Consider the following 25,031-nt stretch of genomic DNA (forward strand, 5'->3'; position numbering starts at 1 on the left):
AGCATGAAAAGATAGATTGGAACGCTGGGACAGGTTCCGAAATAAGCCCAAGGGCTTAGGAGACAGAGATGGAAGCAGATTTTGTCATCGTTGGCGCAGGCTCCGCCGGATGCGCGATGGCCTACCGGTTAAGCGAGGCGGGCGCCTCGGTTCTGGTGATCGAACATGGTGGAACCGATGTGGGACCGTTCATTCAGATGCCGGCAGCGCTTAGCTATCCGATGAACATGGCGCGGTATGACTGGGGATATAAGTCCGAACCGGAACCACATCTGAACAACAGGCGACTGGCCTGCCCACGCGGCAAGGTGATCGGGGGGTCGTCCTCGATCAACGGTATGGTCTATGTGCGCGGTCATGCCCGAGATTTCGATACGTGGGCCGATATGGGGGCAGATGGCTGGTCCTACGCGGATGTCCTGCCCTATTACAAACGGATGGAGACCTGGCACGATGGTGGTCACGGTGGCGACCCCAGTTGGCGCGGCACCGACGGGCCGCTGCACGTGTCGCGCGGGCCGCGTGAGAATCCGCTGTTCAAGGCGTTTGTCGATGCGGGCCAACAGGCCGGGTATGAAGTAACCGGCGACTACAACGGCGAAAAACAGGAAGGCTTTGGCCCGATGGAACAGACCGTCTGGAAAGGACGGCGCTGGTCGGCTGCAAATGCCTATCTGAAACCGGCGCTCAGGCGCGAGAACTGTGAAATCGTCAAGGGCCTGGCGTCTCGTGTGATCTTTGAAAACGGGCGCGCAATCGGTGTGGAACTGACCCGCGGCGGCAAGACCGAGATCATCCACGCCCGGCGCGAAGTCGTGCTTGCGGCCTCGTCAATCAATTCACCCAAGCTGTTGATGCTGTCGGGGATTGGACCTGCCGCCCATCTGGCGGAACATGACATCGATGTGATTGCGGATCGTCCCGGTGTGGGGGCAAATCTGCAAGACCATCTGGAGCTTTACATACAGCAGGCCTCGCTTCAGCCAATCACCCTCTACAAGCACTGGAACCTGATCAGCAAAGGCATCATCGGCGCGCAGTGGTTGTTTACCAAAACCGGGCTTGGGGCCTCAAACCAGTTCGAAAGTGCTGCGTTCATTCGATCGAAACCGGGCGTGGAATATCCCGATATCCAGTATCATTTCCTGCCCATTGCTGTGCGCTATGACGGTCAGGCGGCGGCCGAAGGGCACGGGTTCCAGGCCCATGTAGGGCCGATGCGATCCCCATCTCGCGGGGCGGTGACGCTGCGGTCGGCGCGGGCAGAGGACGCGCCGGTGATCCGGTTCAACTATATGAGCCACGAACAGGATTGGGAGGATTTCCGGACCTGTATTCGCCTGACGCGCGAGATTTTCGGGCAGGACGCGTTCAAACCCTTTGCGGGCAAGGAAATCCAGCCCGGTGCAGAAGTGCAGACCGACGAAGAGCTGAACGGCTTTATCGCTGAACACGCCGAAAGCGCCTATCACCCATGTGGAACCTGCCGGATGGGCCGCGCGGATGACAAGCATGCAGTTGTCGACCCAGAGGGTCGCGTGATCGGCGTGGACGGGTTGCGTGTCGCGGACAGTTCGGTCTTTCCTCAGATCACCAACGGAAACCTCAACGCGCCCTCGATCATGGTCGGCGAGAAGGTCTCGGACCACTTGCTGGGCAAGGATCCGTTGCCAAAGGCCAATGACCGCCCGTGGATTCATCCTGCCTGGGCGACAGGGCAGCGGTGATTTGATCCGCGTCAAAGCGGGATGACGGGCGGACGTTTAGACCTGTATTGCAACAAGTTGAATCAGGAGCGAACAGAGATGTCCCACACCCCGCATGAACTGGCCGAAGAGTTTCCGGACAAGGTTGACCTGATGAGCCAGCTCAAGCAGACCGACGCACATTTCGCGCGGTTGGCGGACGAGTACCACGAACTCAACCGCACCGTTCATCGGGCGGAAACCAATGTTGAGCCAATGGAAGACCTGGCCGAAGTTGAGCTGCGCAAGAAGCGCGCCGTGTTAAAGGATGAAATCTGGGCGATTCTGTCCAAAGCGTAAACAGCAAAAGGCGGGGTTTCCCCGCCCTTTCTATGTGACTTCGTAAGGCAAAGTTCCGCGGGAATGAGCGTCAATTGTCAGGCGACGTTCCAACGGCGGGACCGAGCGTTGATGGCAGGTTTGGCGCTCGCATATCCTGCATGAAATCCCGATCGGCTCATAGGCGCTGGCGTTGCCGATATCCAGATTGTCGGCATAGACCAACGCATCGGCGTGCCGTGTTTCACATCCCAATGCGATGGCATAACGGCGAACAGGCGCACCAAAAGAACCGCCGGACTTGGACACGTCGCAAGCCAATGAGATATAGCGCACCCCATCCGGCGTTTCCGCCAGCTGACGCAGGAAATGGCCGGGTGTTTCAAAGGCACGGTGAACGTTCCACAGCGGACAGGCCCCACCAAACCTTGCAAATTGCAACCGTGTGGCCGAGTGGCGCTTGGTGATCGTTCCGGCTTGATCCACCCGGACAAAGAAAAACGGGATGCCCTTTGCGCCTGGGCGCTGCAGGGTCGAGAGACGATGCGCAACCTGCTCGATCGAAGCTCCGAACCGATTGCTGAGCAATTCCAGATCATGCCGATAATCCTGCGCGGCAGCCAGAAACTTTGCGTAAGGCATCAGCGAGGCGCCGGCAAAATAATTGGCCAGACCGATCTTGGCGATCGAGCGCGCCTCGTCGCTTTGGAACTTTGCGAAATCCAATGTGGCTTCCAGCAATTTGTCCTGACTGATCAACGCCACTTGCAACAGCAGCTGAAAGACCTGCGTCTGGGGCGTCGCACGGGATGACAGGCGCAGGGTCTTATCCTGGGTATCATAGCTGCGCAGCGTTTCCATATCGGCAAAGCTGACCCGAATGCCGCGTTCGGTCAGGCTGTCCAACGCGGCCTGACGAATGCTGCCAGCGTCTTCGACACGCATAGCGAACCGTTCGGCGGCACGGTCAACGGCGTCAATGTAGTTGTCGCAATAGTGGAAAAAGTCGCGCACCTCCTCCCACGGGCTTGCCTGAATTTGCGCGTCTTCACGGCCAAGCGCCTCGTCCAGCGAGGCCAGCCGCTCGTGGGTTTGCCGGTAAGTGCGGTGCAATTCGATAAACGCCCGAGCCAGGGCAGGCGCGTTCGAAGCAGTCAGCCTCAGATCCGCCAGAGGCGGAATGTTGTCAGTGAACAGGGGATCGGACAAAGCCTCGCGCATATCCGAAACAAGGCGTTCACTGTCGCCCGTGCTGAGCTCGGTGACGTCCATCCCGAATTCCTGCGCCAGAGACAAAACAACCGTCGTTGATATCGGTCGGTTGTTGTTCTCCATCTGATTCAGATAGGGAAGGGAAACCCCAAGTTTTGCGGCGAACTCCTTTTGCGTCAGGGTCAATCGCGTCCGCATTTCTCGCAGTTTCGCACCTGCATAGAGTTTCTGAGTCGCCATGGCGCACCTTTGCAGATTTACTATTCGGGGAAGCTAACTTTGCAAACCCTGTTGATCAAGGTATTAAAGCCCCAAATTGCGCTCCCTGCGGATGACTGAAGTGATTGCAAGGATGGCCAATATCGAAGTAGCGAGCATTAGCCAAAGCAAGGGCATTGCCCCAGTTTCTCGGGTCAGCAATGCGCCCGCCAGGGCGCTGAGTGCTGCGCCTCCGCCCAGCATTATTGCGCCACTCAGCCCCGAAGCTGTGGCCGCCAGATGGGGGCGCACCGACAGGGACCCTGCGGTTGCATTCGGTATCGCCATGCCGTTGCCCAGGCCGACAAATGTCATGAATCCAAAGAAGCTCAGCGCTGTGCCTAGGTTGGAAAGAAACAATACGGCGGACAGTGCGACCCCTGCCGCGTTCAACCAGCATCCCCAAAGCACCATTTTGTTGACGCCAAACCGGACCGAATAGCGACCGCTGATGAAATTGCCGAAGAAGTATCCGATCGCCGGGGCGCCAAAATACATGCCGACTTCGGTTGCGGTCATCCCAAACACCACCGTTCCGATATAGGGCGCCCCGCCCAGATAGGCGAAGAATGCGCCAGAGGACAGTGCAGAGGAGAGCGAATAGCCCCAGAACCGCGGCGATGTAAGCAGCTCGGGATACTCGCGAAACTGTTCCAGCAGGGTCTTTCCGCTTTTGACAGTGGTTTCGCCAAAGTCGATATATGTAAGGCCCAGCGTAAGGGCGCCCAACGCAAATGGAAGCCAGAAATTGGCTTTCCAACCAAAGGCTTCCTCGAGCAATCCGCCGACCGCTGGGCCAATCATCGGCACAACAGCCATACCCATCGTGACGTAGCCGATCATCGAGGCTGCCTCGTCCTGCGAGTACATATCGCGCACGGCAGCGCGGCTAAGGACAATGCCGACGACGATGACGGCCTGGCACATTCGAAACACCAGGAAAATCTGCGCTGTTGGTGCGTAAATGCAGCCAAGCGTCGCCAAAAGGAACAGTCCCAACCCCCACAGCAAAACGGGGCGGCGTCCGGCCTTGTCGGCAATCGGCCCAATCAGAATTTGCAGAACGGCATTTACCAGCAGGTACAGAGCGATCGACAGCTGCATGACTTTGTAGTCAGTCTCAAAATGCAGCGCCATATTTGGCAGGCTCGGCAGGAACAGATTCATGCTGAGTGCTGATAGCCCGGAAAGCAGCACGAGCGTGGTGATTGTCGGCGGGGACCGATGCGTGGATAATGATCTAAACTGCATGGTTCACATGTATAAGCGGGTTTCCCGGGATTGCCATTCGACTTTGTAGTTGCTGACCAAAATTAGCAACTTTGCAATTATCATCTGAACATTTTCCAAAGTTTTGCAAATTTGCTGAAAATTCCTTTTGGCCTTGGTCGCGTAGCTATATGGTTGCGCCATATTTCACAGGGGACAATCGCCATGAAAGACATCCTTTCCGAGCTTGAAGACCGCCGCAACAACGCGCGGCTTGGTGGCGGACAAAAGCGGATCGACGCGCAACATGCGCGCGGCAAACTGACGGCCCGGGAACGGATCGAACTGCTGGTTGACGAAGGCAGCTTTGAAGAGTTCGACATGTTTGTCAGCCATCGCTGCACCGATTTCGGGATGGAAAGACAAAAGCCTGCTGGTGACGGCGTTGTAACAGGCTGGGGCACGATCAATGGCCGTATGGTCTATGTGTTCAGCCAGGATTTCACCGTGTTTGGTGGCTCTCTGTCGGAAACCCATGCGCAGAAGATTTGCAAGATCATGGATATGGCGGTGCAAAACGGCGCGCCAGTGATCGGAATAAACGACTCGGGTGGCGCGCGCATTCAGGAAGGCGTCGCCTCGCTTGCTGGCTACGCCGAGGTGTTCCAGCGCAACATCATGGCCTCGGGCGTGGTGCCTCAGATCAGCGTGATCATGGGGCCTTGCGCGGGTGGTGCGGTGTACAGCCCGGCGATGACCGACTTTATCTTTATGGTCAAAGACACCTCCTACATGTTCGTGACAGGCCCAGATGTGGTGAAGACCGTCACCAACGAGGTTGTCACCGCCGAGGAACTGGGCGGTGCGTCGACGCATACCAAGAAATCTTCGGTTGCCGATGGCGCGTTCGAAAATGACGTTGAGGCTTTGGCCGAGGTTCGCCGCCTGGTGGACTTCCTGCCGCTCAACAATCGCGAAAAACCTCCGGTCCGGCCTTTCTTTGACGACCCCGATCGCATCGAGACGTCGTTGGACACATTGATCCCCGACAACCCGAATACGCCCTACGATATGAAGGAACTTGTCAGCAAAATTGCGGATGAGGGTGATTTCTACGAAATTCAGGAAGATTACGCCAAGAACATCATCACCGGTTTCATCCGGCTTGAGGGGCAGACCGTCGGCGTCGTGGCCAATCAGCCGATGGTTCTGGCAGGGTGCCTGGACATCGACAGCTCACGCAAGGCGGCACGGTTTGTCCGATTCTGCGATTGTTTCGAAATCCCGATCCTGACTTTCGTGGATGTTCCGGGCTTCTTGCCGGGGACAAGTCAGGAATATGGCGGTGTCATCAAGCATGGTGCAAAACTGTTGTTTGCCTACGGCGAGGCCACAGTGCCGAAAGTCACCGTCATCACGCGAAAAGCCTATGGCGGTGCCTACGACGTGATGGCGTCAAAACACCTGCGCGGTGATTTCAACTATGCCTGGCCAACCGCCGAGATCGCGGTAATGGGCGCCAAGGGCGCGACCGAGATCATTCACCGTGCCGACCTGGGCGATGCGGACAAGATTGCCGGACATACACAGGACTATGAGGATCGGTTCGCAAATCCGTTTGTCGCCGCCGAGCGCGGCTTCATCGACGAGGTGATCATGCCGCAATCGACCCGCCGCCGGGTGTCGCGTGCATTTGCCAGCTTGCGGGGCAAGCAGTTAAAGAACCCTTGGAAAAAGCACGACAATATTCCGTTGTAAGCCACGTGGATGGGTGAACCCATCCGCGCTTTCCGACACTCGTAAGACAGGACGTCAAAGCCGAACTCGCCACATGACCCTCCGCCTCCGTCATATCTTTGCCGCCACCAACAGCGGTGCGCTTGCGATCCTTGCGGGAAGTGCCAGGTCTAGACGTGGCCTCGCCGCCGCCGTGGCGTTGTTTGTGTTGTGTCAGCCTGAAGGCTCGGTGGCGCAAAACCTGTTGCCTGTGCCATCCGGGCAACCTGTCGAACTGAGGAACGTGCTGCTGGACACAAACCCTGGCGAGCTATGGGTGCGGTTTCGTTTTGTTGCACCCAAGATCGGTTCGAACGCGGGGCAAATCACCTATGATGTGGCCATTGTTGATATGGCCCATCTGTGCGAGGTGCTCGCCATTCCCTATGTGGCGCGGCATCAGCTGGATCCTGCGCGTGTGGTTATCTCATTCTCGGACCGGGCGATTGACTTTGGCGTGTCTTCGCCCGAGGCGACGCAGTTTTTCGAAGCGTACCGGCTTGAGGACTCGCAATGTATCTGGGAAGGGCTGTGATCATGAAACAGCATGTCATTGGCATTCAGGTACATCCCGCAATTGTGCAGGCCGCGTTGGTCCGAGGCACGCGCGGGTGCGCACTGAATTGCTGCTCTTTGCCTGAAGGGGGGCAATCATGATCAAGCATCGCGGATTTCCGGGGCGTCTTCCGGGAACGGATTTTCAGTTCACCATTCGTCGCGCCAATCCCAAAGGCGTTACGCCACTGACGCGTCGCGAACGGTTTCGGGACCGTAAACCGGCAGACAAACGCGCGGATGTGGCTTTTCTGACCGCACTTTGGGAGCATTTTGGTGATCAACCCTTTGAGCGCGGCAATCTGGATGCCGGGCGGTTGAGCTGGTTGTTCGGGCGAGAAGTGATTGCGGCCGAGGATCCGTTTGATGCGGCAAGCTATGACGCGTTGCTGGTGATCGACCCGGACGCCGTGCGCGCGTCTTTTCCTGATATCGTTGACGGGAACGGATAGTCGTGCAGGTTGCTGCTGAACATAGAAAATGTTGCCGAATGGCGTGTAGCGCCTTGGTTCGAGGCACCGAACCAAAACGCCATGTCGGCGCATTTCTGCGCGCTAAATTTTCCGATGCGCGGGTTTCAGCCGGAATCGCAAATGGAAACAATCACCTATTGGCGGCAGAAATTGTACCGGGCAATCTGATCCAGCCGTGCGACTCGACTTTGCCTGCGTCGCACATGCACCTACTATTCCGTACCCCTTCCTTCCGCGGGCAGGCTTGTGTTCCCCACATAGTCCTGTCCGCGGTTTTCTTTTTGCCTATAAAGGGCATAAAGCAGCAAAAACCTGCGCATAATGCGCGGGGTCGGGCGTTGATATTGAATAACAACGCCTGTTTGCCCCATCTGCCGTCAACGACGACAAGATACACAAAAGGGCAGACATCATGCGATTCTCGAAACTCATCCTGGCGATGGCAACCTGTGCAGGGCTTGCGGCTTGCGGCGATACCACTGGAGAACAAGCGCTGCTTGGCGGTGGCGCGGGCGCAGTGGGTGCGGCCGTCCTTAACTCGGACCCGCTTTTCGGTGCAGTGGTCGGTGCAGCGGGCAACGTCCTGTACTGCAAGGCGCAGAACAACTGTAGATAACGCAAAATTCTTCGGGGCGCGCGCCGTCCCGACCGATATCGCAAAAAACGCCGCCGTGGGGTCGTATCCTCGCGGCGGCGTTTTGCGTTTTCCAAACATCAAGACAAAGGACGTTCCATGTTCAACAAGATCCTGATCGCCAACCGGGGCGAGATCGCATGCCGGGTCATCAAAACCGCCCGCAAGCTGGGAATTGGTACGGTTGCCATCTATTCGGACGCCGACAAGAACGCATTGCACGTCTCGATGGCGGATGAGGCCGTTCACATCGGGCCGCCGCCCGCCAACCAGTCCTATATCGTGATCGACAAGGTCATGGACGCGATCCGGCAAAGCGGCGCGCAGGCGATTCACCCGGGTTATGGTTTTCTGTCCGAAAACGCCAAGTTCGCCGAGGCGCTTGAGGCTGAAGGCGTTGCCTTTGTCGGCCCCCCCGTTGGGGCGATCGAAAGCATGGGCGACAAGATCACGTCCAAGAAAATTGCGCAGGACGCGGGCGTCAGCACGGTACCAGGTTACATGGGCCTGATCGAAGACGCTGACGAGGCCGTGAAAATCTCGAACGATATCGGCTATCCCGTGATGATCAAGGCCAGCGCCGGCGGCGGCGGCAAGGGCATGCGGATTGCGTGGAACGACGAAGAAGCGCGCGAAGGCTTCCAGTCATCCAAGAACGAAGCCGCGAACTCGTTCGGCGACGATCGAATCTTCATCGAGAAATTCGTAACCCAGCCGCGCCATATCGAAATTCAGGTGCTGTGCGACAGCCACGGCAATGGCATCTATCTGGGCGAGCGCGAGTGCTCGATCCAGCGCCGGAACCAGAAAGTGGTGGAAGAAGCGCCGTCACCCTTCCTTGACCCCGAGACCCGCAAAGCGATGGGTGAACAGGCTGTAGCCTTGGCCAAGGCCGTGAACTATGCCAGCGCTGGGACGGTGGAATTCATCGTCGATGGCGACAAGAACTTCTATTTCCTGGAAATGAACACCCGCCTTCAGGTGGAACATCCGGTAACCGAACTGATCACCGGCGTCGATCTGGTCGAACAGATGATCCGCGTGGCCGCAGGTGAGAAGCTGTCGATCACACAGGATGATGTGACGCTGACCGGCTGGGCCATCGAAAACCGTCTTTACGCAGAAGACCCTTATCGCAATTTCCTGCCGTCGATCGGCCGCCTGACCCGATATCGCCCCCCGCACGAGGTTGCTGCTGGCCCAATGCTGGTGAACGGCAAATGGCAGGGTGACGCGCCCGAAGGCGAGGCCGCAGTGCGCAACGACACCGGCGTATTCGAGGGCGGCGAGATCAGCATGTACTACGATCCGATGATCGCCAAGCTGTGCACCTGGGCCCCGACCCGCGAGAAAGCCATCGAGGCGATGCGCGTGGCGCTGGACAGTTTCGAGGTCGAAGGCATTGGTCACAACCTGCCGTTTCTGTCCGCTGTTATGGATCACCCGAAATTCGTCAGCGGTGACATGACAACGGCGTTTATTGCCGAGGAATATCCTGATGGGTTCGAGGGTGTCGAACTGCCCGAGGGTGACCTGCGACGCATCGCGGCCTCCTGCGCGGCGATGCATCGTGTCGCTGAGATCCGCCGCACTCGCGTATCGGGCCGGATGGATAACCATGAACGCAAGGTTGGCACCGATTGGGTCGTCACCTTGCAGGGGCAGGAGTTCTCATTGACCACTGATGCCGATCCCGATGGCTCGACCGTGACCTTCGATGACGGCACCGCTTATCGCGTGACGTCCGACTGGACGCCCGGCGATCAATTGGCTGTTCTGGACGTTGACGGCAGCCCGCTGGTGCTGAAGGTCGGCAAGGTATCCGGTGGCTTCCGCATCCGGAATCGGGGCGCTGATCTGAAAGTACACGTACGCACGCCGCGTCAGGCCGAGTTGGCCAAGTTAATGCCGGAAAAACTGCCACCTGATACGTCGAAAATGCTGCTCTGCCCGATGCCCGGTCTGATCGTGAAGGTCGATGTCGAAGTCGGGCAGGAAGTACAGGAAGGTCAGGCGCTATGCACCGTCGAGGCGATGAAGATGGAAAACATCCTGCGCGCCGAGAAGAAGGGTGTTGTTGCCAAGATCAATGCAGGCCCCGGTGACAGCCTTGCCGTAGATGACGTGATCATCGAGTTCGAATGATCATGTCCGCGCCGTTGCCACAACGTCAAAGGGTCCCGGTGGGTTGCGCCGGAGCCAGCGAGCGCGGTTCGGGTGGTCAGCCACCTTCGCGCCGTTCGCGGATCTCGCGCTGGCGCAAGGGCGTTTTGTCAATCGAACGGCCGATTTCACGCACGCTCCACGGGGATGGTTTGCGCAGCTTGACGACGCCATCCTTGTCAACAAAGACCATCTGGAACCCACGCGGGCGCAACTGCGACCGGATCGGGGACCGGGCAGACGGATCGGTATCGGTCAAGACAACCACATCGCGATCCCGCATCGCCTCTTCGCCCTCGATCAGCATGTCGAGCTGCTGTTGGAACCGTGGATCGGCGGGCGTGTCGGCAAAAACGACAATCGGACGGCTGACCCAGAGAAATTCGCTCAGGTCGCTGTCCGCTGTGGGGCGGACATATTCGTCCTCGGCAGGTGCGGTCCCGTCGGCGGCCAGGGCGGCCAGCGGGAATAGTGCCGAGAAAACAAGGGCAAGCGTACGGATCATGGGGCCTCCTGTTCCATCGAATATAGCCCCTGTTCCGCGGAATGCGACCGCCGGAATGCGGATGGACGTCAAAAAAGCGTACGCGTTTGGCGTTGTGGTGGATTAGGCGCATGGAAATCACACTGCATTTCGGGGCGCATCGCTGCGCCACCACCAGTTTTCAGGAATACATGCGCCGCAATACGCCAACGCTGGCCAAGCAAGGCATCTTGTTCTGGGGGCCGGAGGAAGTCAGGGAAACCGCCCTGCATGGGCTCAAGTCCATGACCAGCGAATCCCACGCCATGCTGCAACGAGAGCTCGACCGCTGCGAGGCACAAGGCATCACACATCTTCTCGTCAGCGAAGAGAACTTTCTGGGCATGATGCAACAGAACCTCAATCGAGGAGAGCTTTACCCCGAAGCGCAATTGCGCGCCCAATTGGTAGCTCGGGCTTTCGGTAACCGCGTGACCCGGATTGGGCTGAACATTCGTGCGCTCAGCGAATATTGGATTTCGGTCACCAGATATGCAGTCCGAAACAGGAAGCATTTCAATGGAATGCTACGCTGGAAAAAGATCGCTCAACATGATCGGAGCTGGCAGGCGGTGGTTTCAGATCTTGCGCACGCCTTTCCTGAAACACCCATACTGGTGCTCCCGTTCGAGGAGTTTTCGGGCCGCTCGAACATGCAATTGGCGCGACTGGTGAGCATGGAAGCCCCGACCGATGGGGCGGATCTATGGCTCAACAAAGGTGCAGAACAGGTCGTGCAAGACCCAAACAGCACCCAGCAAATGAAACTGTTGACGAAATACGCGGATGACCTGTCGTGGCTGGCATCCGGAGCTGACGGGTTGGCATCGCTATGCGTCCTGCCTGAAACAGCTCGTGGCTCTGCCGCGCCCGCTTGAGAGAGAATTGACAAGAGGATTAAGCAATGACCGACACAAAGGACTGGCAGGCGCTGGCTGAGAAAGAGCTGCGCGGTCGCCCGTTGGACGATCTGACCAAAGAGACGCTGGAAGGGATCAATGTCAAACCGCTCTATACAGCCAAAGATATCGCCGATCTGCCGCATATGGGAGCGCTGCCCGGTTTCGGACCGTTTACACGCGGGGTAAAGGCTACCATGTATGCCGGGCGTCCTTGGACGATCCGGCAGTATGCGGGTTTTTCGACCGCCGAGGAATCAAACGCTTTCTACCGCCGCAACCTTGCCGCAGGTCAGCAGGGCGTGTCGGTGGCGTTCGATCTGGCGACGCACCGGGGCTATGACAGCGACCATCCTCGCGTAGTCGGCGACGTTGGCAAGGCCGGTGTGGCGATTGACAGTGTTGAGGACATGAAGATCCTGTTCGATGGCATCCCTCTGGATAAAGTCTCTGTCTCGATGACCATGAACGGTGCGGTGATCCCGATTCTGGCCAGCTTCATCGTCGCGGGCGAAGAGCAGGGGCACGACAAGTCCGTCCTGTCCGGCACCATTCAGAATGACATTCTGAAAGAGTTCATGGTGCGCAACACCTATATCTACCCGCCCGAGCCGTCGATGCGGATCATTTCGAATATCATCGACTATACGTCGAACGAGATGCCGAAATTCAACTCGATCTCGATCTCGGGCTATCACATGCAAGAGGCCGGGGCGAACCTGGTGCAGGAATTGGCCTATACTCTGGCCGATGGGCGCGAGTACGTACGCGCTGCGACCGAGGCCGGAATGGACGTGGATAAGTTCGCGGGCCGCCTGTCCTTCTTCTTTGCCATCGGCATGAATTTCTTCATGGAGATCGCTAAACTGCGCGCCGCGCGTACGCTTTGGCATCGGGTGATGACCGAGTTCGGGGCAAAGTCAGAGCGCTCGAAAATGTTGCGCACCCACTGTCAGACTTCGGGCGTCAGCCTGCAGGAACAAGACCCCTATAACAACGTGGTCCGTACCGCTTATGAGGCGATGAGCGCGGTGCTGGGCGGCACCCAGTCGCTGCACACAAACGCGCTGGACGAAGCCATTGCGCTGCCCACCGATTTCTCGGCCCGCATTGCGCGGAATACGCAGTTGGTGCTGCAAGAGGAAACTGGCGTGACCGACGTGGTCGATCCGCTGGCGGGCTCGTATTACATCGAAAGCCTGACCAATGAGCTGATCGAAAAAGCCTGGGCCCTGATGGAAGAGGTCGAGGAAATGGGCGGTATGACCAAAGCCGTGGCCAGCGGTATGCCCAAGCTGCGCATCGAGGAAAGTGCGGCGCGGCGTCAGGCTATGATAGACCGGGGCGATGAGGTGATCGTCGGGGTCAACAAATACCGCAAGGAACAGGAAGACCCGATCGACATTCTGGACGTCGACAACGTGGCCGTTCGCGAAGCTCAGGTCGCGCGTCTGGAGCGTATCCGCGCAACCCGGGATGAGGCCGCCTGCCAGCACGCGCTGGAGGCCCTGACCAAAACCGCCCGCGACGGCGGCAACCTGCTGGCCGCCGCCGTCGAGGCCGCCCGCGCCCGTGCATCCGTAGGAGAGATCAGCATGGCAATGGAAAAGGAATTCGGCCGCCACCGCGCCGAGGTCAAAACCCTGGCCGGTGTTTATGGCGCCGCCTATGAAGGCGACGAAGGCTTTGCCGCGATTCAGAAGTCGATCGAGGAGTTTGCCGAAGCCGAAGGTCGCCGGCCCCGCTTGCTGGTGGTCAAGATGGGTCAGGATGGCCACGACCGGGGTGCCAAAGTAATCGCCACGGCCTTTGCCGATATCGGCTTCGACGTGGATGTGGGCCCTCTGTTCCAGACCCCGGCCGAGGCGGCTCAGGATGCGGTGGACAACGATGTGCACGTGATCGGGATTTCTTCGCAGGCAGCGGGGCACAAGACTCTGGCGCCGCAGTTGGTCAAGGAGCTCAAGAAAGCCGGGGCCGAGGACATCATCGTCATCTGCGGCGGTGTGATCCCGCAGCAGGACTATCAATTCCTCTACGATCACGGCGTCAAGGCGATCTTTGGTCCCGGCACAAATATCCCCGAGGCCGCACAGGACATCCTGAACCTGATCCGCGAGGCACGTGGCTGAAGCCTTGGAAATTCGAGATTTTCGAGACGAAAACTCTTGTGATACAAAGCCTTCAGCGAAGACTTGGGTCGTAAGGGCAGCGCGTTTTCGCGCTGTCTTTTTTTGATGCAGCAGGAGGGTGCCAATGCAACTTGATCATCTGGCCGTGTCCGGGGAGACGCTGGACGAGGCGGCAGCCCATGTGGAACAGGCGCTTGGTGTCCGATTGCAGCAAGGCGGCAAACACGCAAAATTTGGCACCTACAACCGGCTTCTGGGTCTTGAAAACGGACTATACCTTGAGGCCATCGCCATCGACCCGGATGCGCCACCCCCGGAACATCCAAGATGGTTCGATCTGGATCGGTTCAATGGGCGCGCACGGCTGACCAACTGGATATGCCGCGTGACGGATATCGAAAGCGTCACCATGCCCGATGGCCCGGTTGCGCCGATCGACGTTGAACGGGGCGCGTTGCGGTGGCGTATGGCAGTGCCGGGGTCAGGGCGATTGCCCTTCGACAATCAATACCCGGCGCTAATCCAATGGCGCGGCGATCTGCACCCCGCCGTAATGCTGCAGGCCAGCGGTTGCCGCTTGCGCCGCCTTGTTGTCTATCACCCCGAGGCGTTGGAGCTTGCACGACTGCTCGGCAAACTCGACCTAATCGAATTCGACACCGGCCCTGTCGCGATGCGGGCCGAATTCGATACGCCCTGGGGCGGGCGTGTGCTGGAATGATCGTCCGGGCAGCTAAAACCGCGGACGCGGCTGCGATTGCGGCGATCACAAATGCGGTTATCGAAGATACGCTGATCACATTCACAACGGCACAGCGGTCGACCGAGAGCATTGCCGAGGACATCGCCGCGCGATCCGGTCGCTATCTGGTTGCCGTGTCAAATGATCAGGTCGTTGGCTTCGCAACTTATGGCCCGTTTCGGTCGGGGCCGGGCTATGTGCATACGCAAGAGCACTCGATTCAGCTTGCGCAACAGGCGCGCGGGCAGGGGACGGGTCGTGCCTTGATGACCGCGCTTGAAGATACGGCGCGTGCGGATGGGGTTCATGTTCTGGTCGCCGGAATCTCTTCGGCCAACCCCGGCGCGATTGCTTTTCATGCGGCTTTGGGGTTTTCCGAGGTGGGTCGCATGCCCGAGGTTGGCCGCAAGTGGGACCGCTGGCTTGATCTTGTTCTGATGCAGAAAATTCTTTCTCCAGATCGCACCTGACAGTTGCGACATCGCGCGTTAGGGTGCGCCCATGTCGATCTGGACCCGAATATCCGATGCCATCAGTGCGCTTGCACAGGGCGAAAGCCTGACGGCCGTTTTTGAGAAACTGCGCACCCCGCCGGAACGCTCGGTTGCGTTTGCCATCGCTGTCATCGCGCTGGGTGCAAAAATGGCCAAGGCCGATGGGCAGGTGACGCGCGACGAGGTTACCGCCTTTCGCGAGGTTTTTCAGATCGCCCGCGATGACGAGGCCGGTGCGGCCAGGGTGTTCGACATGGCGCGCACGGATGTGGCGGGCTATCAAGACTACGCCCGCAAGATCTCGCGGATGTTTGGCGATGACAGCACCACGCTTTGCGATCTGATGGAGGGGCTGTTTCACATCGCCATGGCGGATGGGTTCTACCATCCGAACGAGAACGAGTTTCTGGAACAGGTCAGCCGAATCTTCGGCCAGACCGAAGCGCAGTTCATGGCATTGCGCGCACGGTTCGTCCCTGATGCGCCAAACGATCCCTATACGGTTCTGGGGGTCGCGCGCGACATGCCGATCCCCGAGATTCGCAAGGTCTGGCGACAATTGGTCCGCGACACGCATCCGGATGCGATGATGGCACGGGGTGTTCCGGAAGAAGCCGTGCGGTTGGCGGAAAAAAAGATGATCGACATCAACCGTGCCTGGGACGAGATCAACGGTGCAAAGGTCTAGGCCATGCGTCTGGCGACCTACAACATAGAATGGTTTGCCAACCTCTTTGATCGCAACGATGAGCTGATCGCGGATAACAGCTGGTCCGGCCGCCACGACATCACCAAGGCCCAGCAGATCGAGGCCATCGCCAAGGTGCTGACCGCATTGGATGCAGACGCGGTTCTGATCGTCGAGGCACCGAATACGGGAAAGTCGCAAAACACTGTGCGCGCGTTACAACGATTTGCCGAGGCTTTTGATCTGCGAACGGTACAAGCAGTCATGGGGTTCCCAAATGACACGCAGCAGGAATTGGCCTTGTTGTTCGACCCCAAGGTTCTATCGGTGCGCCATGACCCACAAGGCGAACCAGCCGAGGACACCGGCAGCCGCGATGCACCGCGTTTTGACACTGTGTTTCGTATCGATCTGGATGTGGACGCGACCGAGGATCTGGTGCGGTTTTCGAAGCCTCCGATGGAACTGGCTGTTGCAACCGCGCGGGGCCACGCCTTTCGCCTGATCGGGGCGCATCTTAAGTCCAAAGCGCCTCATGGCGCAGCCTCGCGCGACGAAGCGATACGGATTTCGATTTCCAACCGGCGCAAGCAATTGGCTCAGGCGATATGGCTGGCGCAACGGGTCGCGGAACATAGCGCGAAAGATGAGGCGGTGATACTGCTGGGCGACTTGAACGACGGGCCGGGGTTGGACGAATTTGAACATCTGTTCGGGCGTTCCTCGGTCGAGATTTTGCTCGATTCCGGGCTTTATGATCCGCACGCGGTTCAGGCGCATGGCCCTCGGGCACATACCGCCCTCTCCACCGCGCGGTTCGCCCGTCCGGGCGAGGGTCGGTACCTTGAGGCGCTGCTGGATTACGTCATGGTCAGCCCGGAATTGCGCGCTTATCGGCCAGACTGGCGCATCTGGCATCCCTTCAGGGACAGCGTCTGCTATAGCGCACCAGAGCTGCGCGAGGCTCTGTTGATGGCGTCAGATCACTTTCCGGTAACGCTGGATATTGATCTGTAACCTTTCAACCAAGCCGGTCATCCCTTATATTTGAAGCATGACACGCTTCCTGATGATCCTAGTTGTTTGCGTCGGCCCGACCGCTCCTGCCTTTGCACAGGACGACGAACCAAAATCGCTGATGGAGCGGGGGGCGGAACTGTTCCTCGAGGGACTGCGGGAAGAAATGGAGCCCACGTTCGAGGATCTGCGCGGGCTTGCCGATCAGTTCGGACCCGCCATGCAGTCCTTTGTTCAGGAAATGGGTCCTGCGCTGGCGGAGCTCGCTGCGCAGGTCAGGGATTGGAGCGCCTATGAAGCGCCCGAGATGCTGCCCAATGGCGACATCATTATCCGCAAGAAACCAAAACCTGATCTGCCTGAAGTGCAAGAACCTACACCCGAGGGCTTTACCGATATCTGAGACACGCGCGTCAGCCGCGCATGATGACTCGGGTTTCCGACTTCAGCGCGTTTGCGAGGGAATTGAAACGCACCTCGGCCACTTCGTTGAAGAAAGGCGTGCCGCTTTTGGGCAATATCAGATCAAGTTTCTGCTTTTTCGGAAAGTACCGCAGCTGACCCATCGCCGCATCTGGTTGCATCCGCAACATCGCGCCAAACCGCATGGCTTTGCCTAAAATCTCGGCCTGTTTCTGTTCGCGCTCATCCAATAGCTCATACAGAGGCGTGAACCGGTCGCCTTCACGCTTGTTGCGATAGCGATGCTGCAGCGCCAGTCCGATAAACACACGTTCCGCGTGTTTGAGCCCACTCATATTGGCGCGAGTGACGTATTCAAAGCAGACCTCGGCGCGGTAATCGGGATGGGCGCGCCAGCTGACATCGTGCAACAGGCAGGCGGCCTTGATCAGACGAATTTTTTGCTGCGGTGCCGACTTGAACAGCGGCATCGCGAAATCGAACAGATGTTTGCCGAAACCCGGCTGCCGCGCATCTTTGGATTCGGCAAAGCGGCTGGCCTCGATCAGCGGGTCCCGGTCACGCAGTCGTTGCGGCATTTGCTGGTACAGCAACCCCTCACGGATACCATAGCTTGAGATGGCGATGTCTTTGGGTTTGAAGGTCCGGATCAACCGGGCCAGCACATCCATCGCATAGGGAATAAGCGCCATCCGCGAGCTTGAGACACCTGCTTGGCTGCGCAATTTGTCCGGATCGCCTTTTTCGATGAATTTGATGGTTTCACGCACCGATTTGTGCGTCATCCGGTATTCATGCAACACGTTCAGCGGGTACCCCCTGCGCAGCATGTCCAGCCGCGCGAAGGCACGCCAACTGCCGCCGACCAGAAACAGACGATCGCGCTGCGGACCCATCTGGTCCCGCATCTCTTCAAGCGTCTTTTTGATATGCGCTTTTCTGGCGCGTCGCCCGCCTTTGATATCGCGCAGTTTCAACGGACCAAGCGCCGAGGTCATCCGGCGTCCCACCTCGCCTTCGCCGATTTCAGCCAGTTCGACAGACGATCCGCCGATGTCGCAGATCAGACCATAGGCCCCGGGCCAGCCCAGCAACACGCCCTGGGCAGACAGGCGGGCCTCTTCTTCGCCGTTGACGACATTGATGGTCAACCCGGTTTGCGCCTTGACCTGTTCGCAGAATTCAGGGCCATCTTCGGCCTCGCGCACCGCGGCGGTAGCAACTGCGTGCAGCGCAGGCAGCCCCAGATCCTTGGCGAGCGCTTGAAAACGCAACAGGGCTGCCATAGCACGCTCGCGCCCACGGGGGTTCAGGCGACCGGTATCGGACAGGCCAGCGCCCAACTCGCACATCACCTTTTCGTTGTAGAAATAGGCCGGAGACCGCGCCGCGCCGTCAAAAATGACCATTCGGACCGAGTTTGATCCCACATCCACAACTCCGACCCGCGACAGGGCCCGCGCGCCGGGATCGTCGAACAGCGGTTTGCCAAACACACCGTAATCCGCTGCGTCAGTCTTGGCGGTTTGTTTCATTGTGTCCCCAGTCCTTTGGATCACAGGATGCGAAATCGTCCGATCCGGGTCAATCATCCGTATTGTCCGCCGACTGCAACGCATTCAGGCTGCGCGCAGCCAACGCGCGGGTGATCTCGCGCTTCTCGGTCAGGGCGAGGTCGTCAAGATACCCGACCACCGTGGCCGCTGTTTCAAAACTGCGATCCATATGCTTGACCAGATAGGCGATCACATCGGGGCCCGGGTTCAATTGACGATCGACAAATAGCTTGGCGAGCACCGCACCAAGCAGAGCGTCATCGGGGGCTTCCAGCGCAACATGGTGCGCACCTTGAACCCGGCTGTGCAGATCGGCGAGTGTGAGGCCCCAGAATTTCGGAGCAACCCGTCCGGTCATCAGCAGCGCGTTGCCTTCGGCAAGGGTCAGGTTGTGCAGGTGAAACAGGGCATTCTGCTGTTCCACATCCCCGGCTATGACCGGCACATCCTCGACCGCAACGGGTTTGCTGGCCAGGTCCGGGACGTCTTCGTACCGCAGCGCCGCCGCTTGCACAATTTGCGCACCGGTTTCAGCGGCCCAGACATGTGCCAAATGGGTCTTGCCCGCCCCAGCCGGCCCGGTCAGAACCAGCTTGTTTCCGGGCCACGAAGTTGCCGAGATCATCGCAACGGCCAGCGCATTTGAGGGTGAGACAAAAAAGTCCTCGCGCCCCAAGGCTGTCTTGGACGGAAGATCGAAACTCAGTTGAGTGGCCATTTACTCGGGGTCCTGAGTCGGCCCTTCAAGGCCCGTGTATAGGCGGCTATGCAAATATTGCTGCGTGCCAAACCGCGCCAGAACGCCAAGGGCCGCGGCCACCGGGACAGCGACCAGCATCCCGACAAAACCAAACAAAGCGCCGAAAACCGACAGTGCCAACAACAGCCAGACCGGGTGCAGACCAACCGAACTGCCGACCAGTTTTGGGGTCAGGAAATTGCCCTCGGTCACCTGGCCCAGCATGAAGATACCCGCGACCATTGCGACGTGCACCCAATCCCCCCAGAACTGGAATAAGGCCAGACCAATAGCCAGCGCGCCCCCGATCAATGCGCCGAGATAGGGGATAAAGGTCACCAGCCCAGCGATGGCCCCGACAATCAGGCCAAACTGCAAGCCGACGACCATCAAGGCAATGGCGTAATAGGTGCCAAGGATCAGGCAAACGGTGCCCATTCCGCGCACGAATGAGGCCAGAACGGCGTCAATCTCTCCCGCCAGGCGCATGATCGTTGGGGCGTGGTCGCGGGGCAGCAACTCGCCAATGCGGGCGATCATGCGATCCCAGTCCAACAGCATATAGACGGCGACAACCGGCACGATCACCAGCAGAACCACCACGTTGATGGCAGATCCGACCGAGGCCAGCACGGTTTGCAGAACATCCCCAGTTTTGGATTTCAGCGTTTCACCGAACGAAACAAGCATCTGGTGTGTGCTCGATTCACGGTCCAGCAGCGAAGGGAACTGTTTCTCGATGAAAGCCCGCAATTCCTTGAACAGGCTGGGCATGACGTCGATCAGGTCCAGCAGCTGAGTGATCAGCGCCGGAACCACCATCACGATCATCAGGACAAATGCCAACACGCCGACAACGGTAATCAACGCAGTGGCCGCAACCCGGGAAAAGCCCAGCTTTTCCAAGCGATCAGCGACCGGATCCAAGAAATAGGCAATCGCGCCACCGATAACAAAGGGCAGCAATACGTCGCCGAGCAGCCACAGCACCACGACAAAAACCGCAGCGGCAACGCCCCAGTACCTCAGCTGATCCTTCACCGGCAAAGCCATGGCGCATTCCCTTGTTGCACAGCGTTGCCGTGTTCTTGGCCCATGACGCCTTGCGATGCAAGCGGTTCATGGCGCGCGCCTTTTTGACGCTTCAGTCGGCTAGTGTCCCCAGTTCCGGCGTATCGCTCGTCGCTGTTTCGTCGGGCCAGTTGGTCCGCCAGATTTCGGCCGACCAATGTCCGCAATGCACCGCAGGCCGGTCGAATCCGGGCAAGGCGGGCAACAGGGGCGCGACCACCACATCGTGACGCGGGACCGCGAAGTATGGAAACGAGTACCGTTCCTTGCCGGACCGATTGACCACACGGTGTGGTGTCGATTTCAACCGCCCGCCCGACCACAGCTCCAACATATCTCCGATATTGACGACAAAGCCCTCGGGCGGGCAATCGGGTGTGATCCAGCCTCGATCGCGCGTCTGCACCTCCAGCCCGCCGACTGGATCGGGGGCGATGATGGTCAGTGCGTCGGTATCCTTGTGCGGGTGTATGCCGTAACCATCTTCGCCAGGGGCCTGAGGCGGGTAATGCAACAGGGTCATGTTGGTCATCGGGTCGCGGAAAGCATCGCATAGCGTGTTAGGTTTCAGTTCAAGGCCAATCTCAAGCGCGCCCAGCAGAGCTTCGGCTACACGATCCAGCTGCGACCAGTAGCCCAGCAGAATCTCGCGTGCCTCTGGGATTTCGCGGGGCCAGCGATTTGGGCCGTAAAGCGCACATTCCTGCCGGATCGATGCGCCTGCTGCCACTTCGTAATGCAGTTTGTAGCCTTCGTATTTGTCCGCAACACCCGACCCGTCATTCGGAGAGAAAAACCCCATCGGGATGTAGCCGCGATAGTTCTCGCGGGTGATCGCCTGGTCCCATTTGCGCGATTCCTCGATGTCGAAAATCGCGCGGACCGCCTGTCGGACCTGATCCACAGATTGCTGGGATATGCCGGTTCCAGTGATCGACAGAAACCCGATGCTGGTGCAGGCGTCCATTATCCGTTGGACAACGCTATCACGCGCTGCCGTATCGGACTCCGCCAACGGCGCGATGTCGATGGTTGGAATCTGCGCCATCAATTGATCCTGACCCCCTGGCGTTGCAGCTCTTTCTGGACCGGGGCAAGGTCCATCTGGTCAGGATCCTGATTGGATTTCAGAGACAGCGCGGCAGCGATGCCCGCGCCTTGGCCCATAACGGCGCAGCAGGACATGTTGCGCGTCGCTGCGTGTGCCACCCGGTCCGACCCATGCGAACGTCCGGCGACCAGCAGACCCTTAACGCCCTTCGGCAGCATCGAGCGATAGGGAATCTGCATATACCGCCCGGTGGTGGGTAGGATCAGAATGCCGTAGCCGTCGATGAATTCAGGGTAGATGCCGATCGAATCCTCGAACCGGCCCTGATGACGGGCATCGTCTTCGGTCATGTTGTAGACGGCGTCGATCTTGCGGGTGTCACGGATGCCGATGGTCATTCCGAAATTTCTGAGCCGTGCGTTTTCGCAGCCTGGCATGAAACGACGCAGCGCTTCGATCGCCAGCATGGATTGTCGGCGCCCCTCGATCTCGCCGCGGGTCAAACTGTCGGGGTCGGTTCCGTCGATCTCATCCAGATGAATGAGGTTCATATAGGTCAACTCACCGGTGTCATGCATGGCTCCCCAGGTGCCCGCGATGGTGTTCAGATGCGGTGGGATCAGACCTTCTTCGATGGCCTGCTGGAACGGTTTCTTGACGAAGGGCGAGAACATGTCGTCCTCTTTGCCCGAGGTTTCGATATTCCATTCGCCGCCGCCGCCCCAGTCCTTGTAGGTCTGCGGGTCAGATTTGATCCCTTCCATAAAGGCGCGCTTATCGACGCCTGCCAGATGGAACATGACCGAGGCAGCCATCATGTCCTCGCGCGCCGTTTTGAATGTTGGCGCACCCGCACGATAGGCCACGTCCGCGTCGCCTGTAGCGTCGATCACCACGCGGGCCAGAATGGCCTCGCGCCCGGCCTTGGATTCGGTGATGACACCTGTGATCCGGTTGCCCTCCATGATCGGAGCAACGAACTGCCGGTGTAGCATGGGATGCACGCCGGCTTCTTCGACCAGCTTGTCCGCAACCAGCTTGAACCCTTCGCTGTCCAGTTCATAGCTGAGCGACTGGCTTTCCGGCACCGCCGCGCCCATATCCTTGGCGCGGGTTTCGAATTCCATGCCGATCCCACCGGCCTCGACTGTCTGTTCGTGACGGTACCAGGCAAAGCCTTCGACGCCGACAGCGGTGATGTTGCCACCCATGCAGCCGAACCGGTCCATCAATGTAACCTCGGCCCCGGCGCGCGCCGCTGATAGCGCAGCCGCCAGACCCGCAGGGCCGGAACCCACTACCAGCACATCGGTCTTTTGAATGACGGGGATCTCGCGGGCGGGTTCGGTGATTGTCTGCATCGCGGCCTCTGTTGACTTGTCGCTGTGTTAGGTTTGAGCGTCCTGATTGGCAGGTCAATCAAAAAACCGACTGGTCCCAAGTCGCAAAAACACCAATGCGCGATTGCCCCCGGCGGGGCTTTGGCATAATCACCGTTGAAGTCGAATTCTTTGCTTTGAAGGTCAAACAATGCGCCTCAGCCGTTACTTTCTGCCCGTTCTCAAGGAAAACCCGTCCGAGGCTCAGATCGTCAGCCATCGGCTGATGCTGCGCGCGGGCATGATCAAACAGGCCGCCGCTGGTATCTATTCCTGGTTGCCGCTGGGGTTCAAAGTGCTGCGCAAACTGGAAAACATTGTACATGAGGAACAGGCGCGGGCGGGCCATATCGCGATCCAGATGCCGATCCTGCAATCGGCCGACCTGTGGCGCGAATCCGGCCGGTATGACGATTACGGTCAGGAAATGCTGCGGATGAAGGACCGGCATGACCGTGACATGCTGTATACGCCGACCGCCGAGGAACTGGTGACCGATATCTTCCGCGGCCATGTCAGCAGCTACAAAGACCTGCCGCTGACGCTCTATCAGATCCAGTGGAAATTCCGTGATGAAATCCGTCCGCGTTTCGGCGTGATGCGGGGGCGCGAGTTCTATATGAAAGACGGCTACAATTTCGACCTCACCAAAGAGGACGCGCTGCACGCCTATAACCGCCATCTGGTCAGCTATCTGCGCACTTATGAGCGTATGGGCCTGCAAGCCATCCCCATGCGCGCCGATTCCGGCCCGATCGGCGGTGACGACACACATGAATTTCTGGTGCTGGCCGATACCGGTGAGTCCGAGGTTTTCTATGACAGCGCCGTCACTGACCTGACCTTTGGCGATCGTGAGATCGATTACGACAGCCGCGAACAGTGTCAGGCGATCCTGGAAGAGTTCACCTCGAAATACGCCCGCACCGACGAAACCCATGACGAGGCGCTGTTCAATCAGATCCCCGAGGAACGCCGCCGCGTTGCGCGCGGAATCGAAGTCGGCCAGATTTTCTATTTTGGCACCAAGTATTCCGAGCCCCTCGGCGCGACCGTGCAAGGCCCTGACGGTAAACCTGTTCCGGTCCATATGGGCAGCCACGGCATTGGTGTCAGCCGCCTGATCGGCGCAATTATCGAAGCCAGCCATGACGACAAGGGCATTATCTGGCCCGAAGGCGTGACGCCTTTCCATTGCGGCATCGTGAATCTGAAGCAAGGTGATGAAGAGGCGGATGCGGCCTGTGACAAGATCTACGGCGCGTTGACCGCGCTGGGCCTTGAGCCGCTTTATGATGACCGCAACGAACGGGCAGGGGGCAAGTTTGCCACAATGGACCTGATCGGCCTGCCGTGGCGCATTACCGTTGGCCCGCGCGGTCTGAAAAACGGTGTGGTCGAACTGACCAGCCGTCGCACTGGCGAAAGCGAAGAACTTAGCCCCGAGGCCGCAGTGGCGAAAATCGCTGAGATTTATGCCGGCATCGCCTGAACAAGGCGATGCGTGCGAAACTTATGAACGGCTGACTGTTGGCCGGGCGGCCAGCAGATCGCCATCTGCGTCATGACCCCGGGCCACAACGATTGGACGGCCCATGCGGCTGACCAGCTCTTTCAGGTCCAACCCCAGAAACCGTAGCCCGCAGACGCGTTCGTTTGTGGCGCGATCTGTCACGCAGAGCGATCCCTGACGAAACGCGAGACGATAGCCCTTGTCCCGCATTATGTCAGCCAGGCTTGCCCAACTTGCGGCGGTTGCGAACAAAGGACGGATCGCCGCACGCAGCAGCGCCGCTGTTTCACAATCCAATTCTGATGATGCTTTGCGGGCCAAAACAGGGCCCGATTCATAAATGTTCTCTTGAATACCCATGAGCGACCTCCCGCTCGTAACTCTTAAAACTGTGTCCCCCGAACTTTAGGGTGACAAAATTACACAAAATAAGCAAACCGCGAAATAAAGTTACGCCTTAAATGTTGCTTTATGGACTCGCATTATTGCTCAACTACTCA

24 protein-coding genes are annotated in these 25,031 nt (G+C 58.7%); 15 read left to right on the forward strand and 9 right to left on the reverse strand.

The genetic code is table 11. The annotated features are described in order from the left end of the window. The first annotated feature begins 68 nt into the window (after window positions 1-68). Window positions 69-1,727, forward strand: a complete 1,659-nt coding sequence (betA, locus tag ACR0JA_RS08780; RefSeq protein ID WP_480572851.1) for a choline dehydrogenase — start codon at window positions 69-71, stop codon at window positions 1,725-1,727. 78 nt (window positions 1,728-1,805) lie between these two features. Beyond that, window positions 1,806-2,045 carry an HP1242/YdcH family protein gene (locus tag ACR0JA_RS08785; RefSeq protein WP_480572854.1) on the forward strand — a complete coding sequence of 80 codons (240 nt, stop codon included), beginning with the start codon at window positions 1,806-1,808 and terminating at the stop codon, window positions 2,043-2,045. 30 nt (window positions 2,046-2,075) lie between these two features. On the opposite strand, the gene ACR0JA_RS08790 is transcribed toward ACR0JA_RS08785, so the two are convergent. Beyond that, the gene (locus ACR0JA_RS08790; RefSeq protein WP_480572857.1) at window positions 2,076-3,476 is read right to left on the reverse strand and encodes a helix-turn-helix domain-containing protein; all 1,401 of its coding nucleotides are present in this window, start codon (window positions 3,474-3,476) and stop codon (window positions 2,076-2,078) included. 63 nt (window positions 3,477-3,539) lie between these two features. Beyond that, window positions 3,540-4,745 carry a multidrug effflux MFS transporter gene (locus tag ACR0JA_RS08795; RefSeq protein ID WP_480572860.1) on the reverse strand — a complete coding sequence of 402 codons (1,206 nt, stop codon included), beginning with the start codon at window positions 4,743-4,745 and terminating at the stop codon, window positions 3,540-3,542. A 183-nt stretch (window positions 4,746-4,928) separates the two neighbouring features. Between ACR0JA_RS08795 and ACR0JA_RS08800 the strand changes: the two genes are divergently transcribed. The 5 genes from ACR0JA_RS08800 to ACR0JA_RS08820 all read left to right on the forward strand — a co-directional run bounded on the left by ACR0JA_RS08800 (window position 4,929) and on the right by ACR0JA_RS08820 (window position 10,286). Beyond that, a complete protein-coding gene (locus tag ACR0JA_RS08800) occupies window positions 4,929-6,461 on the forward strand; it encodes an acyl-CoA carboxylase subunit beta (RefSeq protein WP_480572863.1) in 1,533 nt (510 codons plus the stop codon). Window positions 6,462-6,534: 73 nt separating this feature from the next. Continuing rightward, complete coding sequence (locus tag ACR0JA_RS08805; RefSeq protein WP_480572866.1) at window positions 6,535-7,014, forward strand: DUF6497 family protein; 480 nt, start codon at window positions 6,535-6,537, stop codon at window positions 7,012-7,014. Between the two features lie 118 nt (window positions 7,015-7,132). Next, entirely contained in the window at window positions 7,133-7,486 is a 354-nt protein-coding gene (locus ACR0JA_RS08810; RefSeq protein WP_480572869.1) for a hypothetical protein, read from the forward strand. A 433-nt stretch (window positions 7,487-7,919) separates the two neighbouring features. Then, window positions 7,920-8,123 carry a hypothetical protein gene (locus ACR0JA_RS08815; RefSeq protein ID WP_480572872.1) on the forward strand — a complete coding sequence of 68 codons (204 nt, stop codon included), beginning with the start codon at window positions 7,920-7,922 and terminating at the stop codon, window positions 8,121-8,123. Between the two features lie 117 nt (window positions 8,124-8,240). Then, the gene (locus tag ACR0JA_RS08820; protein WP_480572875.1) at window positions 8,241-10,286 is read left to right on the forward strand and encodes an acetyl-CoA carboxylase biotin carboxylase subunit; all 2,046 of its coding nucleotides are present in this window, start codon (window positions 8,241-8,243) and stop codon (window positions 10,284-10,286) included. 76 nt (window positions 10,287-10,362) lie between these two features. Here ACR0JA_RS08820 and ACR0JA_RS08825 read toward each other — a convergent pair whose 3' ends face one another. Further along, on the reverse strand, window positions 10,363-10,809 hold the full coding sequence (locus ACR0JA_RS08825; protein ID WP_480572878.1) for a DUF4174 domain-containing protein: 447 nt from the start codon (window positions 10,807-10,809) through the stop codon (window positions 10,363-10,365). 110 nt (window positions 10,810-10,919) lie between these two features. Here ACR0JA_RS08825 and ACR0JA_RS08830 point away from each other — a divergent pair, with 110 nt between their 5' ends. The 7 genes from ACR0JA_RS08830 (at window position 10,920) to ACR0JA_RS08860 (ending at window position 17,202) form a co-directional block, all read left to right on the forward strand. Continuing rightward, window positions 10,920-11,705, forward strand: coding sequence for a hypothetical protein (locus tag ACR0JA_RS08830; protein ID WP_480572881.1), 786 nt, complete (start codon window positions 10,920-10,922; stop codon window positions 11,703-11,705). Window positions 11,706-11,731: 26 nt separating this feature from the next. Next, window positions 11,732-13,858: a methylmalonyl-CoA mutase gene (gene scpA, locus ACR0JA_RS08835; RefSeq protein ID WP_480572884.1), complete on the forward strand. Its 2,127-nt coding sequence runs from the start codon at window positions 11,732-11,734 to the stop codon at window positions 13,856-13,858. Window positions 13,859-13,982: 124 nt separating this feature from the next. Next, window positions 13,983-14,579, forward strand: a complete 597-nt coding sequence (locus tag ACR0JA_RS08840; RefSeq protein ID WP_480572887.1) for a VOC family protein — start codon at window positions 13,983-13,985, stop codon at window positions 14,577-14,579. Further along, window positions 14,576-15,070, forward strand: coding sequence for an N-acetyltransferase family protein (locus ACR0JA_RS08845; RefSeq protein ID WP_480572890.1), 495 nt, complete (start codon window positions 14,576-14,578; stop codon window positions 15,068-15,070). The genes ACR0JA_RS08840 and ACR0JA_RS08845 overlap by 4 nt, the downstream gene beginning before the upstream one ends. Before the next feature lie 31 nt (window positions 15,071-15,101). Continuing rightward, the gene (locus ACR0JA_RS08850; protein WP_480572893.1) at window positions 15,102-15,782 is read left to right on the forward strand and encodes a TerB family tellurite resistance protein; all 681 of its coding nucleotides are present in this window, start codon (window positions 15,102-15,104) and stop codon (window positions 15,780-15,782) included. Between the two features lie 3 nt (window positions 15,783-15,785). Beyond that, the gene (locus tag ACR0JA_RS08855) at window positions 15,786-16,799 is read left to right on the forward strand and encodes an endonuclease/exonuclease/phosphatase family protein (RefSeq protein WP_480572896.1); all 1,014 of its coding nucleotides are present in this window, start codon (window positions 15,786-15,788) and stop codon (window positions 16,797-16,799) included. A gap of 52 nt (window positions 16,800-16,851) precedes the next feature. Beyond that, window positions 16,852-17,202 carry a hypothetical protein gene (locus tag ACR0JA_RS08860; RefSeq protein ID WP_480572899.1) on the forward strand — a complete coding sequence of 117 codons (351 nt, stop codon included), beginning with the start codon at window positions 16,852-16,854 and terminating at the stop codon, window positions 17,200-17,202. A 10-nt stretch (window positions 17,203-17,212) separates the two neighbouring features. Here the strand turns inward: ACR0JA_RS08860 and ACR0JA_RS08865 are convergent, their stop codons facing one another. From ACR0JA_RS08865 to ACR0JA_RS08885, 5 genes are all read right to left on the reverse strand, one after another. Next, complete coding sequence (locus tag ACR0JA_RS08865; RefSeq protein WP_480572902.1) at window positions 17,213-18,757, reverse strand: Ppx/GppA family phosphatase; 1,545 nt, start codon at window positions 18,755-18,757, stop codon at window positions 17,213-17,215. Window positions 18,758-18,806: 49 nt separating this feature from the next. Beyond that, the gene (locus tag ACR0JA_RS08870) at window positions 18,807-19,496 is read right to left on the reverse strand and encodes a P-loop NTPase family protein (RefSeq protein ID WP_480572905.1); all 690 of its coding nucleotides are present in this window, start codon (window positions 19,494-19,496) and stop codon (window positions 18,807-18,809) included. After that, window positions 19,497-20,570, reverse strand: a complete 1,074-nt coding sequence (locus ACR0JA_RS08875) for an AI-2E family transporter (RefSeq protein WP_480572908.1) — start codon at window positions 20,568-20,570, stop codon at window positions 19,497-19,499. A gap of 91 nt (window positions 20,571-20,661) precedes the next feature. After that, complete coding sequence (locus ACR0JA_RS08880) at window positions 20,662-21,636, reverse strand: isopenicillin N synthase family dioxygenase (protein WP_480572911.1); 975 nt, start codon at window positions 21,634-21,636, stop codon at window positions 20,662-20,664. Further along, on the reverse strand, window positions 21,636-23,000 hold the full coding sequence (locus ACR0JA_RS08885) for an FAD-dependent oxidoreductase (RefSeq protein WP_480572914.1): 1,365 nt from the start codon (window positions 22,998-23,000) through the stop codon (window positions 21,636-21,638). The genes ACR0JA_RS08880 and ACR0JA_RS08885 overlap by 1 nt, the downstream gene beginning before the upstream one ends. A gap of 169 nt (window positions 23,001-23,169) precedes the next feature. On the opposite strand from ACR0JA_RS08885, the gene proS reads away from it, so the two are divergent. Then, window positions 23,170-24,510: a proline--tRNA ligase gene (gene proS, locus ACR0JA_RS08890; RefSeq protein WP_480572917.1), complete on the forward strand. Its 1,341-nt coding sequence runs from the start codon at window positions 23,170-23,172 to the stop codon at window positions 24,508-24,510. A gap of 21 nt (window positions 24,511-24,531) precedes the next feature. On the opposite strand, the gene ACR0JA_RS08895 is transcribed toward proS, so the two are convergent. Further along, complete coding sequence (locus ACR0JA_RS08895; protein WP_480572920.1) at window positions 24,532-24,891, reverse strand: hypothetical protein; 360 nt, start codon at window positions 24,889-24,891, stop codon at window positions 24,532-24,534. Window positions 24,892-25,031 lie beyond the last annotated feature (140 nt).

The organism is Ruegeria sp. AM4, assembly GCF_056540665.1.